The following is a 15572-nucleotide window of genomic DNA, read 5'->3' as shown; positions in this document are numbered from 1 at the left end:
TTAAAGCGAAAATGCACGCCCCAAGCGTGCATTGATCGATGAAATAAAAGAAGTTCACCACTGGAAAAGAAAGAAAACGCTCAGTCTTTAACCACTAAAACGGAACGCCCACGATACATTCCCGTTTTCAAATCAATGTGATGAGGACGACGTAATTCACCAGAATTTTTATCTTCGATATAAGTCGGCGCCTTCAGAGCATCAGCCGAACGGCGCATGCCCCTCTTCGCTGGAGAGGTTTTTCGTTTAGGTACAGCCATAAAAAGACACTCCAAATCCATTAAAACAGAAAAAGCAATGTCAAAAATGACAATGCTTCATTTAAAAACACCATAAAATTTTAAGATATTATACACTGATAAAAAAGAAGAGGCAATGTCAAAATGATCCTCCTCTTACTAAAAATGACCTTCTTGTTATCAAAAATGGTGTCACAATAATCAAAGGAATATCAAAAACACTGCAAAATTTGAGAATTTTATACACCAATGAAAGCTTTTTTATAAGACCTTCATTCAATTTTTATTTGGTTTAAAAAGGGATTTGCGCATACAGTAGAGATACGGATAAAAAGAGAAGTTGATTTTTAATAAAAAACGACGCCAATTTATGAAAACAAGAAAAAGCGACAACCTTTCTCTTTAAACTTCATAATTTCATTTTTGTAAAAACAAAGGAAGCAAGAATGCACGAATTTACCACCCTTCTTGCAAAACATAGAGACACCGTTGAAAAGCGGCTTGATACCCTGTTAAGTGATCAAATCCAAAATGGTGAAATTTCACGCCCTAAAAACTTAATCAAAGCCATGCGTTATGGTGTGCTGAACGGTGGAAAACGCTTGCGTCCTTTTCTTGTAATTCAAAGTGCTGCACTTTTTGATGTCCCTGTAGAACATTCTCTTGATGTTGCATGTGCCTTAGAATGTATCCATTGTTATTCGCTCATTCATGATGATCTTCCCGCTATGGATAACGATATACTCCGGCGTGGAAAACCCACTGTCCATGTAGCATTTGATGAAGCAACAGCAATTCTAGCAGGCAATGCCCTCTTAACATTTGCCTTTGAAATTATTGCCCATAAAGCTAGTATTTTATCTACAGATATTAGAATCAAGCTGATCACGTCTCTTGCACAATCGGCAGGGCTTGGCGGTATGTTAGGTGGACAAATGCTGGACCTTGAAGCTGAAAAAAGACCGCAAGAAAGTACTGACATTATCACTCTACAACACATGAAAACAGCAGCCCTGATAAGCTTTGCTTGCCAAGCAGGTGCCATCATTGGCAATGCATCTAAAGAATTAACTGAAAAGCTTACTGATTTTGGTACCTATCTTGGTTTAGCCTTTCAATTAACCGATGACCTTCTTGATGTCACCGCCAACACGCAAACCCTAGGAAAAACGGCTGGGAAAGATGAAACGGCACAAAAAGCCACTTTTGTTCATCTTTACGGCATTAAAGAAACCCAAAAAAAGCGAGATACACTCATCAGTAAAGCAGAAGCATTCTTACATCCTTTTGGCGCTAAAGCACTCCCCCTCCAACAAGCAGCACACTTTAGTGCAATACGCCAAAATTAAACTTCATCCGCCATATTGTACACCATCATATTTATTGAATGCATAATAGACTTTTCAAAGAAACGTTACCATTAATCTCCATTATAGTCCTTATCATGAAATGGGTGCGACAAATCTTAAGAAGAATTTCATTAAAACAAGCCGCGTGAATTTATAACACAAATGCATTCTGGGTATCCTATTTTGCATGAAAAATGCCTTCCATTAAAGAATGAAAGAAAATGTGAAACAATGCGCAATCACTATGCTTTAAAAGATATTACAGTGGGTGGTGGGTGCTTTAAAGCTGAATAAAAAACAACCGGAAAGAGGAAAACTCGCTTTCTCCTTTATGTCTTTAATCTTCTAACGATAAGGCAAAAGATAAACAGAATAAGTATAAAACCAGGCATTTTATAAACCCGCAAAAAACAATAAAAGAAGTACAATGCCCTCAGTAGAGAATCGTAATTTTTATGCCTTTCCACGCTATCTTGTTGTAGAAGATCAAATATGCTTACATTCTGTAAATTCACTCGTGTATTGCTTGCTCTCTAAAAACACTTTTACAAAAGTGCTCGTTGTTTAGTTTAAGCATCATTTTTTTGAAGCTCGTATTTAAAATATCAGAAAAAAATGAACATAATGGCTATTTTGATTTTTATGCCACCCTCAAAGAACAAAGTCTTTTAACCTAATCTGCTCTGTAAACAGTCTAGTTTCCTACCGAGTAGGTTTCTCTCGCTTTCCACGCATGCGATTCACTTAAACTAAAGACGCAATAAACAAGACTTAAGAATATTCACCATGCACTTCTTAAAATACTTAATGTATCAAACAGGATACCTTCACCACCCCTCAAATGACAGTATGTTACGGCATAACAGGATAAATAAAACCACTAATTTCAATAGAACGAAAAACCAAAGCAGTATTATTACCGATCTCTCTTTTCTTAGTAAGAAAGATATAACACATTGATTTATAATGATAATTCGTGGTTGTTCAACTTGAATAAGAACCCTGAATATCATAAGATTCTCTCATTTCAAATCTGTGTATGTTAAATCAATCAAAATCACTTGCTTGCACGTCACAAGCGGGAAAAGCCGTGTGGGGCAAAACATCAAAGAAAAGACTAAAAAAATGCCTCTTATGAACCGTCTTAAAAGCCAAGGGCTGTCCGCAACATTAGGGGCGAGAAAAGTGAATGATTGTGTCGGCATGCTCCTTCAAAAGCAGAAACATTTTTATTTACAAAAGTGTGTAATAACTTCAATTGAATAATAATCATGATCACTGTACAACTTTAATTCGTCACACTCTTTATCTCGTTTATTCAATTCATCGCATAAAAAGAGAATTGATAAGATTAAACAGAGAATGATCATTGCAACAGAAAGATAAAGAAAATCCTTATTATTATATATAATAGCGCAATCTAATTTGTGATAAGTAGTTTTTTCAATCCAAGTGCAAATTTCCTCCTTCAAGTGAAATTTTCTTATTAAAATGAAGAGCATCATTGTAAGTGAGCCTATACCTGTTGTAAAAGCTGGAAAATATGTCCACCTTTTGAAGCCATAATAAAAAAACATGCAACATGGCCAAGAAAATGCCGCGATTATCAAGAGTATTATAGCCATTTAATATCCTTCGAGAGAATTTTTCTCACTACCCATTAAATGTCATTTGTAAATTCTTCTTGGTTTCATCATGTCATATATCGTGTTTAGCTCTATGCAAAAACGCGCTATTTGTTTAGTATTGTCATCATGACCAGCTCTCATACTAGACACAAGGTCAATAATTTGTATTGTTGGGCTAATACCATTTCCACTTGAAGAATTAAGAAATTTTTTCGCATAATCAATCATGGGGTCGGTAGAATTCATAGACATATTATAAGCCCAAATAAAATCGCTTTCTCTCCAATTATAGTCATTCCGCAAACTGCTTATGACATTGGGTAGCATTGCCCATGACATCTCCTCATTATAATCACCGCGCAATAAATTAACAAAACGTCCACATAAAACAATCAGTATGTGACGATGCCATATAATATCAAATTTGGGCGCTATATTCTGATAGCCACGGCTATAGACGAAATTTCTTGCTTGTTCCTGCTTTTGAAAATGTTCAAAAGCCTCGTATTTTTCACTTATATATTCTTCGTAAAGGTTATTGTACTGCTCTAGACTATCTACGCGCGTACATCCCAACAACACGGATATAAAAAAAAAGAGTTATAAATGTTACAATATGCGTTATGGATAACGATTTCACCGCTTTATCTTTTAATAACTACAATTTGTACAGCCTAACAGATTCCTATCAAATATATCAATATGTGCTGGTTTCTTGTGGCTTATTTATAGCAAATTGTACTCAACAATATTTCTGTACTTGATTTTATTCCCTCTCAAAGAGGGGGCTGTCATTCAAAGTTTCCATAGATAAGTTTATTATCTGGATTAAGAGTATTTTCTAACATCAGAAAATACAAAGCTAACGCCACAACCAAAGAGAAAATACTAAAAAATGAGCTATAATGAGAATGAAAGATGTAAGAAAATATCTCAACAAGATGATTGATATTTTAAAGGAGGCAATGGTAAAATCCGCTAAATATACCAACAATAAAATAGATCATCAAAATATCAAAATCGATCATAAGGGAATTCTTATGAGGACAGGCTATAAATTGTCCAACTGTTTAAATTAGCTCTAATGAGATAAAGTGTTACCAGCAAGGAACCAATGAAAATGGGGAAAACTGCTCCATCACCATTCCTTAATAAGCATATAATCCAGCACAATCATTTTCTTTATCAGCGTCCAATCTTATCAGCAACTCTTGGCGCAATATTCATGAGCAGCATTTTTATTTCCTTTTTAACGATTATTATGCCACGCCTACTTATAAGGACAAGCGGATGACTTTGATTGCTTCAACATACATAGATTTTAAATAAGAGTAACTGACACTATTCAGCTTTCTCATTCAACATGCAAAAACAACGATGTGCCTTAATAAATAAAAGCCTTGCCCCACTATGAAACCCTATAAAACACGTATCGTAATAAGTTAATATTTTCACTGAACTTTTTTGAGAGTTCCTTCTAAAAAAAATACCGCCAACAAGTAAATCAATAAATAAATAGCAAAAATATAAACGAGTGAGAAAAAGCCAAATATATTGACCATATACGCACTCATGTAAAAAAATACCAATAAGCTAAATCTCCCAACGGTTGACAAGAAAGATTCATATGTAGCCCTGAAATGATCACTAATACTATCATGCAAAACAACTTCTACACGAAGATATGTATACTTAATGAGATAAAAAATCATACAGACTAAAATGACAGCAATTTCTTTTCTTGGTTCAAAGAAAGCAATGGTAAAAATCAGTGAAGCCGAAAGAAACAACAGTAAAATAAAATTCACTCTTTCACTTAGTTTTGTAAAGAGAAAACTAGCCAAGAGCTGAGAGAGCAATATCAATGAAAATGTCACACCAAGATCAAAATAAGTGACATTAATATCATAATCTTTAAATATCCACTGCCAATACTGCGAGAATATATTGAAAAAAATCAATGAAAAATAAAAGCATAAAGAGATATAAGGAACTTTAATAAAAATAGATAACATCTCCTTAGCTTCACAAATGAGAGAATTCGCTTTATTTGGTTTTTTCTCCCCCTTCAAGTCATCAAGAAAAAACAAACCAAATAGTGTTGTCATCAACATTAAAAACGCCGCGATATACCATATATATTGGCTAGAATAATCAGCAAAATATGCCCCGATTAAACTGAATATAAACATGCCGATGTAATTATATTGAGAGCTGGAACCAAGCACTTTTTTAGTGGATGTCACTTTTGCTTTTGCATATTGAACAAGTAAAGCATTATAAGCCCCAGCAATTAATGTTAGCGATAAGGCATTAAAAGTTTCTGCCAAAAGAAAACCATAAAAGCTTGTAGAAAATCCCATGAGAAAGAGCCATGTAGCAGCAAAAGCAGCTGCCAAAACGATCGATATTTTATAACTTTTTCGATCAGCAAAATATCCCAGAGGAATATCGGTAACCATCATAATAAAAGCCTGAAACGACTTAATGACACCTATATCAATAAGCGTTAAGCCTTTTTCAAGCATATAAAAGACAATAAAGGCGCCAGTTAAAATCCTTATACCATTAAATAAAAAGCCAAACGCTAATATACTTGTCATGCATTCCCCCAATAACGCCCAAAAAGGCACCCGTATACATCATTTATGTCAATATAAAAGCTTATATTTTACGACAAATAGGACTATAATCGCTATAAGGATTTCCAATCCTATCAATTTGATACCCCAAAAAATGCTGGGAAAATGCCTGAAAAATCAATAAACAATGTTCTTTCTATAATTTGATATTTGAAGAATCCGTTAAATATTTTACTGTCTCAAGAGCAGCCAAAAAACCAGCAACAACATTTACGGATCTATTAAAGTATTCATATCGTTTTGCTTAATAGTCTTAACACACTTAAACTCATTAATATCCTTCATAAGCTTCTGATTCTAAAACAGGTATATCATCTGGTTTTACCTAAAATAATAAGCAACCAACAACAGTATTGACCATAGCTAAAGCAGCATACAACAGCACCCTCTTCACATTGAAGACAGCTTGTTTTAAAAAACGACACACCATTTTTACTTCAGCCTTATGCGATTTTTACCTCAACCTTGCCCAAAGCGTGTATGAATATAATCACTCAAAAGTGCTTCAAATTCTTCAGCAATGTGATCACCCCGCAAAGTTTTTACCTTTTGTCCCTCAATGAAAACAGGTGCCGCAGGACTTTCCCCCACTCCAGGCAAAGAGATTCCAATATCCGCATGCTTTGACTCCCCCGGTCCATTGACGATACATCCCATCACAGCAACCTTCAAGCTTTCAACGCCAGGGTATTTTTCACGCCAAATAGGCATATTTTTGTATAAATCTGCTTCAATTTTTTGCGCCAATTGTTGAAAGACCGTTGAGGTTGTGCGCCCACAACCAGGACAAGCCGCAACAACAGGCAAAAATTGCCGAAAACCCATCACTTGCAAAAGTTCTTGCCCCACCTTTACTTCTCGTGTCCGATCACCACCAGGTTTTGGCGTTAAGGAAATTCGTATCGTATCGCCAATCCCTTGCTGTAATAAAATGCCCAAAGCCACCGAAGAAGCAACAACGCCCTTTGTTCCCATCCCAGCTTCCGTTAATCCCAAATGAAGAGCATAATCACAACGCGCCGCTAAGGTGGTATAAACAGCAATAAGATCTTGGACGTCACTCACTTTAGCAGAAAGAATAATTTTATCACGTCCCAACCCCATCTCTTCAGCGCAAAGAGCCGATTGCAGAGCAGACTGCACAACAGTTTCCCGCATCACTTCAGCAACCGATAAAGGATTTTCTTGCTGTGCATTTTCATCCATAAGCCGTGTTAACAATGCATTATCAAGAGAGCCCCAATTCACGCCAATGCGAATAGGTTTATGATACCGACAAGCAATCTCAATAATTTCTGCAAATTGACGATCTTTTTTTGCGCCAAAACCAACATTTCCAGGATTGATGCGATATTTTGCAAGCGCCTCAGCACACGCAGGATGCTCAGATAAAAGCTTATGACCAATATAATGAAAATCCCCAACCAATGGTACAAAAAATCCTAACCTCTCCAATCGCTCCCGTATTTTTGGTACAGCAGCCGCCGCTTCATCGCGATCAACAGTAATTCGAACCAATTGTGAACCAGCTTGCCAAAGAGCAGCCACTTGAGCAACAGTTGCATCAACATCAGCGGTATCTGTATTGGTCATTGACTGTACAACTATCGGGCTCTGCCCCCCAATGATCACATCACCAACAGCAACACCAACAGATCGACGACGCTCAAGTGGTTTAGATAAAAAATAGGTCGTATTCATCAAGTCCTCAAATTTTTAAAACCTGCGCTATCAATCATTACTTACATTGACTTCCTCCGCGCTTCAAAGGACGAAAATTACACCGCCCACCAATCTTAACAGATTGCTCTCAAAAGGTTCTACCTACTAACACTGATGCAATTCAACTCATAGGTGGATTCATTCTATAGACGCACCGGATAAGTTCTACTACTTCTGTTCAAGTTTATACTTCTACACTTGGTTGATTCAAAAAGAAACTGAAACCAAACAGAGACAATACTGTATTTTTAAGTTGCATGCCGATACCTTACATCAACGTCATCACAAAACAGTGTTTTACAACACAACAGATAACGCCTAACAAAACACCATTTTTAAAATGCATGAAAGACATCGCCAAATTAATCCAACATATTGATTTATAATAATCTATTTTTTACAAATTTGAATGCTAAACCCAAATATCGTAAGATTTCCTCATTTTAAATCTTCTTAATTGAATCAATCAATACCACTCCCTACAGCCACAAGAGAATATGTAGATAAAAACTCCTTATAAACTATTTCAAGTGCCAAAAGATATCCCAACACTTTAAACAAACAAAAAAATGAAGACATCGCCCACCATCTTTATGATGAATCTTACACCATCTTGTAAAAATTTTTACCTTACATCCTTAACAAAAACCATCATGAAAAGAACTCGGACACATTAAAAAATGCCTCATTAAACTCAAACTCTTAATTTTCATCTCACCCACGCGCGGCATTATCAATGCAACTTTTCAATTTTCAAGCCGTTATAGCAAAACCCCAAACACAATTCCAACTGTCACGCAACAATTTAACACATGAAGGAGTCAATAAATGTGTCTATTTTCACCCCATAGAAAAAATGCTAAAATTAAAAAACGTATAGCACAATTAAAAAGAGAGCTGGTCCCCGTAAATCATTGGAGTTTTCAAAATGATAGCTTTGAAAACATTTCTGAGCTGTTTAACACATGGAAACAAAAAGGCCGTCACGCACTTTATCACCTCAACGAACATGCTACAGAATTAAAGAAAAAAGCGAAAGAAAATCCTAAAAAAACCCTCGCATTAGCAGCAGGAATTGTTTTAGTAAGCTTCTTGCTGATCCGTAAACATTAATAACACAATCAATAACCTTCCCTTTTAATGCCCGATTCAAAGCGGGCATTTTTATGGTTTACAAAATATAAACTTTACGTCTTTCTCCTAACTTTACGCCCTCTCCCAAAAGGATAAGTTTTCCAGCCATCCAGCCAGTCTATAATCCAGCTTTTGTCTATCGGAAACCTATCAACGCATGCGATTCACATCACCACCCCTCAAAGGAAAACATTTCTAAAGGCAACAAACAAGCCCTACAACGAATGTGCTCCCCACACAAACACTTAACGCATCAAAAAGATGCCTGATACCACACCTAAAATGAGGATATTCACGGGACAATAAGATAACAACTCAAATATTCAATCCAAAACTTCCCCCAATTTCCCAGCCTTCCCAAAACTTCATTGTGTATATAGACTAAAAATAAAGAATTAATACTGGAAAAGCTTACACTTTTACTCTATACGCCCCCGATTGTCATTTTAATTGGGGAAAGGGGAGGATATTTTGATATTGAAAACCCACACTCCTCTCACTACCAGGTATTTTTTATAAAAAATACCTTAGACAAAAGAAATGTTTCTCAACAACAATCATTGCATTTTCCTTTGAATTTCACACGAGCGTATTTGCAATAATTCTTCTATTTTTTTCCAACTCATTTTGCCAAAATATAGAACAGATTAAACAAGAAAAACAACAGCTTGCACATTTTAAAAATCCACTCGATGAAATAAAAAAACGACATGGTTTCTTAAATAAAACATCCGCAGCTCTTCAAAGAACATTCAAAAAGCAAAAGAGTCATGGCCTCCATCGCTCTAATTTTAGTCACTTTCAAAAATTGACAGGTATCAGCAGCAGCAAAAATACTGAAAAGAGGAAAGAAAAATTCTTATACTAAAGAGCCATTAAAAAACGCAAAATCAAAAGCCGCAGTTGATATTTTTGATGAACAAAAAGCCAAAACACAACATAGAACAAGCTATTTACGAAAAAGCGCGTGAAAAACAAAAAAAACCATAAAACAGCTTATTGATCAACTTAAAAGTCCTAAAGATACTGATCAAATTCAGCCCATTCAAACACTCTACGCAGCCCTACAGATTCACGAATACGAGTTCTACAAATGAAAGCCTCGGCAATAACCCAACAAAGAAAATTAGAAAACGACACAAAGATTATACCCAACCACTCTATAGTCATTAAACTAAAAAAAATTGTGAAAACGTACGAGTAGCTGATCATGAACTTGCCATAGAACGTCAGAAAAAAGCTGAAGAGGAAGCTAAACGAAAAGCCGAATATGAAAATGGGAAGCTGAAGCTGAAAAACGGAGAGCTGAAAGTGAAGTTAGAGGACGAGCTAAACTTTAAGAATTACAGTGAACATAACAAGAGAATATTCGTAAAATGTTTGGAACTGAAAAACAAAAAGAAAACGAAGGCATATTGACCTAGATAGATAACGATTTAGTCCCTTACAAAGACAAATAGACAACACCATTACACATCTTTCATCGGCTATATCTGCTCCGGTAACTACATTTTATACGCTCTATAGTGTGTCCCCATAAAGTACAATATTATGTATAAGCGTTTTTTAGCTAGATTATTGCGACAGTTTTCAAACTTAGCATCATTGTTATACACACAATACAGATTGATAATAACAACACATCTATCAGAGATAGATTTTTCAATGATCTGCCTCACATCATTGCAAATATCACATAAAGAGTACACTCAGATAAAAAGAAGAGCCTCCTTTCCACACCTCAAAAGATGATGTTGCTAGAAACGACAGGCAAAGCTTCCAATACTCCATCCCCCCCTACTGAGTTATTTCAAAAGAAATGGAAGTGAGTAAAGATGCATGCGCTTTAATATTCTAAGGCACATTATTTTACATCATGAAATAGAATAATAAGAAGCTTAAGAGCTTTAAAAGATGTAGTATAGCAAACCAAACGAAATCTTCTAACGTGAATATCCATTTGCTATAAGTAAATGACGCAAAAATTAAACTGAAAAAACCCAAAATTTTATCCTCCAGAATCGACTCGCTGCGAAGTATCTACATAGGTAACCACGGACATGCCAGGAATGAGCTTTTCAATCCCTTCCTGCCCAGGATCTAAAGCAATCCGTACTGAAATACGTTGCGCAATTTTGATAAAATTACCAATTGTCGTATCCGTTTTTAACAATGAAAACTCTGAGCCTGTAGCAGGTGCAAAACGAACCACACGCCCTGTTAACTTTTTGTTGTTCAATGCATCAACAGAAAAAACAACCGGTTGTCCCACACGCATCTGAGAAAGTTGCGTTTCCTTATAATTAGCAATAATCCAAATATCATCAGAAATAACAGAGACCAATTGTGTCCCCGGCATAACATATTGCCCTACCCGCGCTCCAACTAATCCAATATAGCCTGTTCGAGGAGATAAAATCTTTGTATGATCGAGATTAAGTTTTGCCAACTCAACACTCACCTTCGCTCCAGAAATTTCTGACTGTAAACTTTGCCGTTCAAGATCCAATTGTTTTTGCAATTGGCGTTTTGTTTCGAGAGCTGTCAAGAGTTGTGAAAGAGGACGAGAAACAGAACTTGCCGCATCACCAAAACCTAACTTTTTACTATCTGGAACAACATTGGAAAATGCTCGTGAACGCGCCAACTCCACCTCTGCTGTATTAATCTCGCCCTGCAAAAGCTGTGCTTGTAATTCAATACTTGCCAGTTTTGCATTTTTTGAATCGAGAACAGCCTGTGCCCGTGCAAGCTGCTGGCGAAAAAGAGAATCATCGAGCTCAAAGAGCAGCATTCCCTTTTCAACGCGTTGATAATCTTGCACATAAATCCGTGCAATCACCCCAGAGATCTGTGAACTAACCAGAGTAACATTGCCCTTAATGGAAGCATTATCGGTTATTTGAATGTTACTCACAAAAGGAGGAAGTCTCCAAGCCCACAAAATCAGCAAAACACCCGTAATACCCGATAGGAATGCAACAATCGTAGCTTTTGACCGTAATGTTTTTATCATTTTTTTGCACCCCTCTTTCTATGACATTACTCTACTTTTCTAATGCGCGCAAAGAGCATGACTTAACAATCATTGTGACAAGAAAAATAACGAATACAACCATTGAAATATAAAAATAAAGCCGAAAAACGTCATCATAAGCAAAAATATTTGCTGTTAACTTAAATTTCTCTATCAACATAGAAGTACCTTGCTCACTTCTCAAGCCATTGGGAACAGAAACACCATAAGAAGGCGAAAATAAAGTATTCATCTCACCAGAAATAAGCGGATCAGTAATAATAATATTTTGTGTTAAGGACTCAAAGTTTTTATGGGCAAAATAAAACTGTAGGCTGCCAAAAAAAGCCGACCCCATCAATCCCCCTGTCACTTGCGTTAACAAAAAAACAGCAATAAAACTTAAAACATAACGCGGTCCTCGCTCACCAGCGATCACAAACCCTTTGAAAAGAGCAGGAGGCAAAAAAAGTGCATAACTAAAACTCACCAACCCTTGGCTCAACATCATATCTTTCGGACGCGTTAAATAGTTTACATGACTGTCTAAATAAGCTCCCAACGCCAAACAACCTAAAGATAACAAATAAAAATAATCCTCACGCCCCGCCCGTAAAAAAAAGACACAAACAGCCCCCCCTAACAGAATCCCTAATGTCACCGCAAGATACATGGGCGCCATCTCACGATTGAGCAAACCAAAAAGATTAAAAAACCCTACGGGCAAATTTGACCGCTCCAATAAAAAAACATGAAAGATCAATAAAATAAAAACAGATTGGATCATTTCTTTACTGAAAATCCAACGTAAATCAATCAACGGTTTTTCTCTATTAAGCTCAATAATAATAGCAATAGCCAACGAGAAAATAGCAAGTGCGAGCCCCCAACCAATCCATGGTGCTTCATACCACCAATACAATATGCCAACAGACATGATCACAGCATTTAATCCAAGACCAAGAGCAATCAAACCATAGCTTATCCAATCTAATTTTTGAATAACCTTACTACGCACAACAGGAGTAAGAGGCAAAGTATAGATACAGACCAAGCTGATAAGAACCAACCCCATTTCCAGAGCGGAAAGACTGGAAAAACCACCATTTTCCAGCAAATCAGGAGAAATCAAACGTGATAAAGGTGCCGCTAAAGCCGCATTCATATAATTCAAACTAAGACCAATAGTAAACTTCTTTGCTGGAGCAAAAGCCTCCATCATATAAAGCAGCGCAAGCGAAGCCAAAGGAGCAGCAGCAATCCCAGCAAAAAAGCGAATAATCAATGCAGAACGCAAATCCGTAACAAAGAGCTGCAACACGCAAACCAAAACAAAGCCAAGAATTGATAATTCAGCAAAAGCGCGTAGCCCAAATTGATAGCGGATTTTGATCAACATAATCGCTACACTCACATTTGGCGCCATATAGGCCGCTACCAGCCATGTCGTCTCGGCCAAAGTTGCATGAAAATCACCCGTAAGATGGACAATATTAGACTGAACAATATTAGCCCCTAAACCATAAGCCCATTGCAAAATAAGAGAAGCCAAAATATAAACAAAGCACTTTGGCAAAGGTCCCGCAAAGACACGACCAGGACGAGGAAAGGGCTTTGCGCTCCTTTTAGCAGACACAACCGTACTCTTTTTTCCGCTCATGTCACCTTTTCCTGTATACTCTGCTACGCTTCTATCAATACAGCACCATCAGCTGACAACTGCTGGAAAAAAGACTCTATTTTATGATTGTCCTCATCACTTATCCCTCCTTCTAACGTCGCTTGAATCTGCAAAATCTGCTGTTCTAATGCATCAAAAGAAAGATTCTCTACAGCCACAACGTGCTCTACCAATAAAGAGCAGCCCGAAAAGGTAATATTTGCAACGCCCCCGCATACAGCAAATAATTTTTCACCCAAAGAGGTGCGAACACGAACACTACCCAACACAATACTTGCCACCAATGGCGCATGATGCGCCATAACTGTCAAATAACCTGAGGCTGAAGGAAGAACAACAGACACTACCTGCTCTGAAAACACAATTTTTTCAGGCGATACAAGCTCAAATAAAAAATGCTCTTCTCTATTGTTTTCCACAAAAATCTCCACAATACCCGATATAAGGACTCTCTGTTTTCTTCAACGACTTGTCCTTTTTAACGAAAAATACCCATGACAGTTTTTTCTTGAATAAGAAGCTTCTTATTAAGAAGCCTCTGCCATGAGACGCTTTCCTTTTTCAAGTGCTTCATCAATCGAACCAACCATATAAAAAGCAGCTTCTGGCAAATCATCATAATCACCAGCACAAAGACCTTTAAAGCCTTTGATTGTCTCTTCTAAAGGAACGAGTTTCCCCGGCGAACCAGTAAAGGCTTCCGCAACATGGAAAGGTTGTGAAAGGAAACGTTCAATTTTACGCGCCCGCCCCACCAGCAACTTGTCATCTTCAGAAAGTTCATCCATTCCAAGAATAGCAATAATATCCTGAAGCGCTCTATAACGTTGTAAAATGGTTTGTACTTGACAAGCAACTGTGTAATGCTCTTCCCCCACAATCAATGGATCCAACATACGTGAAAAAGAGTCAAGCGGATCAACCGCCGGATAAATTCCCTTTTCCGCAATAGAGCGCGAAAGCACAGTTGTTGCATCCAAATGAGCAAAAGACGCTGCAGGCGCCGGATCCGTCAAGTCATCTGCCGGAACATAAATTGCCTGAACGGAAGTAATAGAGCCTGTTTTTGTACTGGTAATACGTTCTTGCAACGCCCCCATATCCGTTGCCAAGGTAGGCTGATACCCAACAGCAGAAGGAATACGCCCTAAAAGAGCAGATACCTCAGCTCCTGCTTGCGTGAAACGGAAAATATTATCCACAAAGAAGAGAACATCTTGTCCTTCATCACGGAAACTTTCTGCAATTGTCAATCCTGAAAGAGCCACACGCGCACGTGCTCCTGGTGGTTCATTCATTTGCCCGTAAACAAGGGCACACTTTGACCCTTCCGTTGAACCATTATTCTCTTTTGGATTCACATTCACGCGGCTTTCGATCATTTCATAATAAAGATCATTTCCTTCACGTGTACGTTCTCCCACACCAGCAAATACAGAATAGCCACCATGTGCCTTTGCAATATTGTTTATAAGCTCCATAATGAGAACGGTTTTTCCAACACCAGCACCACCAAACAAGCCAATTTTACCCCCTTTAGAATAAGGGGCTAACAAATCCACGACTTTAATACCGGTGACGAGAATTTCCGAAACAGTCGATTGCTCAACATATTCAGGTGCCTCTTGGTGAATAGAACGTGTTTTGGTTGAAGCGATTGGTCCCACATTATCCACCGGTTCCCCAATCACATTCATAATACGTCCCAACGTTGCTTCTCCTACAGGAACGCTAATTTGTGTGCCTGTATCCACAACCTTTTGGCCCCGCATCAAACCATCAGTCGTATCCATAGCAATCGTACGCACGGTATTTTCACCCAAATGCTGCGCAACTTCTAATACCAAGCGATTACCTAAATTCTCTGTTTCCAAAGCGTTGAGAATATTTGGCAATTCACCTTCAAATTGCACATCAACGACAGCACCAATAATCTGCTTGATTTCACCAACAGCGCCTTTTGCACGCTCTTCTTTTTTTGCGGATGTATCTTTTTTTACAGGTGTATCTTTAGCTGCATCACGCGCAGGTACAGAGGAAGCCTTTACATCCACTTGAGATTTCGAAGCGGCTTTTTTCACGCTGGAACGAGCAGCTGGTTTCTTTTTTTCACCTTTTTCTGTTCCTTTGCTTGAGGTTACTGCTTTTACCATCAATCCTT

Annotated in this window: 10 protein-coding genes; 2 read left to right on the top strand and 8 right to left on the bottom strand. The window is 37.5% G+C overall.

Annotation, left to right across the window (positions count from 1 at the left end; all coding sequences use genetic code 11):
- Positions 1-80: 80 nt before the first annotated feature.
- On the bottom strand, positions 81-260 hold the full coding sequence (rpmF, locus tag ACFILD_RS08055) for a 50S ribosomal protein L32 (RefSeq protein ID WP_005774555.1): 180 nt from the start codon (positions 258-260) through the stop codon (positions 81-83).
- A gap of 425 nt (positions 261-685) precedes the next feature.
- On the opposite strand from rpmF, the gene ACFILD_RS08050 reads away from it, so the two are divergent.
- A complete protein-coding gene (locus ACFILD_RS08050) occupies positions 686-1588 on the top strand; it encodes a polyprenyl synthetase family protein (RefSeq protein WP_273790503.1) in 903 nt (300 codons plus the stop codon).
- Positions 1589-3255: 1667 nt separating this feature from the next.
- On the opposite strand, the gene ACFILD_RS08045 is transcribed toward ACFILD_RS08050, so the two are convergent.
- The 3 genes from ACFILD_RS08045 to ispG all read right to left on the bottom strand — a co-directional run bounded on the left by ACFILD_RS08045 (position 3256) and on the right by ispG (position 7559).
- The gene (locus ACFILD_RS08045) at positions 3256-3792 is read right to left on the bottom strand and encodes a hypothetical protein (RefSeq protein ID WP_375665015.1); all 537 of its coding nucleotides are present in this window, start codon (positions 3790-3792) and stop codon (positions 3256-3258) included.
- An 875-nt stretch (positions 3793-4667) separates the two neighbouring features.
- The gene (locus tag ACFILD_RS08040; protein WP_375630914.1) at positions 4668-5819 is read right to left on the bottom strand and encodes an MFS transporter; all 1152 of its coding nucleotides are present in this window, start codon (positions 5817-5819) and stop codon (positions 4668-4670) included.
- Positions 5820-6317: 498 nt separating this feature from the next.
- Positions 6318-7559, bottom strand: a complete 1242-nt coding sequence (gene ispG / locus ACFILD_RS08035) for a flavodoxin-dependent (E)-4-hydroxy-3-methylbut-2-enyl-diphosphate synthase (RefSeq protein ID WP_273790506.1) — start codon at positions 7557-7559, stop codon at positions 6318-6320.
- Positions 7560-8408: 849 nt separating this feature from the next.
- On the opposite strand from ispG, the gene ACFILD_RS08030 reads away from it, so the two are divergent.
- On the top strand, positions 8409-8693 hold the full coding sequence (locus tag ACFILD_RS08030) for a hypothetical protein (RefSeq protein WP_273790507.1): 285 nt from the start codon (positions 8409-8411) through the stop codon (positions 8691-8693).
- A gap of 2029 nt (positions 8694-10722) precedes the next feature.
- On the opposite strand, the gene ACFILD_RS08025 is transcribed toward ACFILD_RS08030, so the two are convergent.
- The 4 genes from ACFILD_RS08025 to atpD form a co-directional block, all read right to left on the bottom strand.
- Positions 10723-11730, bottom strand: a complete 1008-nt coding sequence (locus ACFILD_RS08025; RefSeq protein WP_273790508.1) for an HlyD family secretion protein — start codon at positions 11728-11730, stop codon at positions 10723-10725.
- 31 nt (positions 11731-11761) lie between these two features.
- Positions 11762-13390 (bottom strand): MFS transporter, encoded by a 1629-nt coding sequence (locus ACFILD_RS08020; protein WP_375630912.1) that lies wholly within the window; start codon positions 13388-13390, stop codon positions 11762-11764.
- Positions 13391-13413: 23 nt separating this feature from the next.
- Positions 13414-13830 (bottom strand): ATP synthase F1 subunit epsilon, encoded by a 417-nt coding sequence (gene atpC, locus ACFILD_RS08015; RefSeq protein ID WP_375654377.1) that lies wholly within the window; start codon positions 13828-13830, stop codon positions 13414-13416.
- A 108-nt stretch (positions 13831-13938) separates the two neighbouring features.
- On the bottom strand, positions 13939-15564 hold the full coding sequence (gene atpD / locus ACFILD_RS08010) for a F0F1 ATP synthase subunit beta (protein WP_375611724.1): 1626 nt from the start codon (positions 15562-15564) through the stop codon (positions 13939-13941).
- Between the last annotated feature and the right edge of the window lie 8 nt (positions 15565-15572).

Source organism: Bartonella sp. CL162QHHD (assembly GCF_042195435.1).
GTDB lineage: Bacteria > Pseudomonadota > Alphaproteobacteria > Rhizobiales > Rhizobiaceae > Bartonella.
This window is presented reverse-complemented; position numbering and strand designations above follow the sequence as displayed.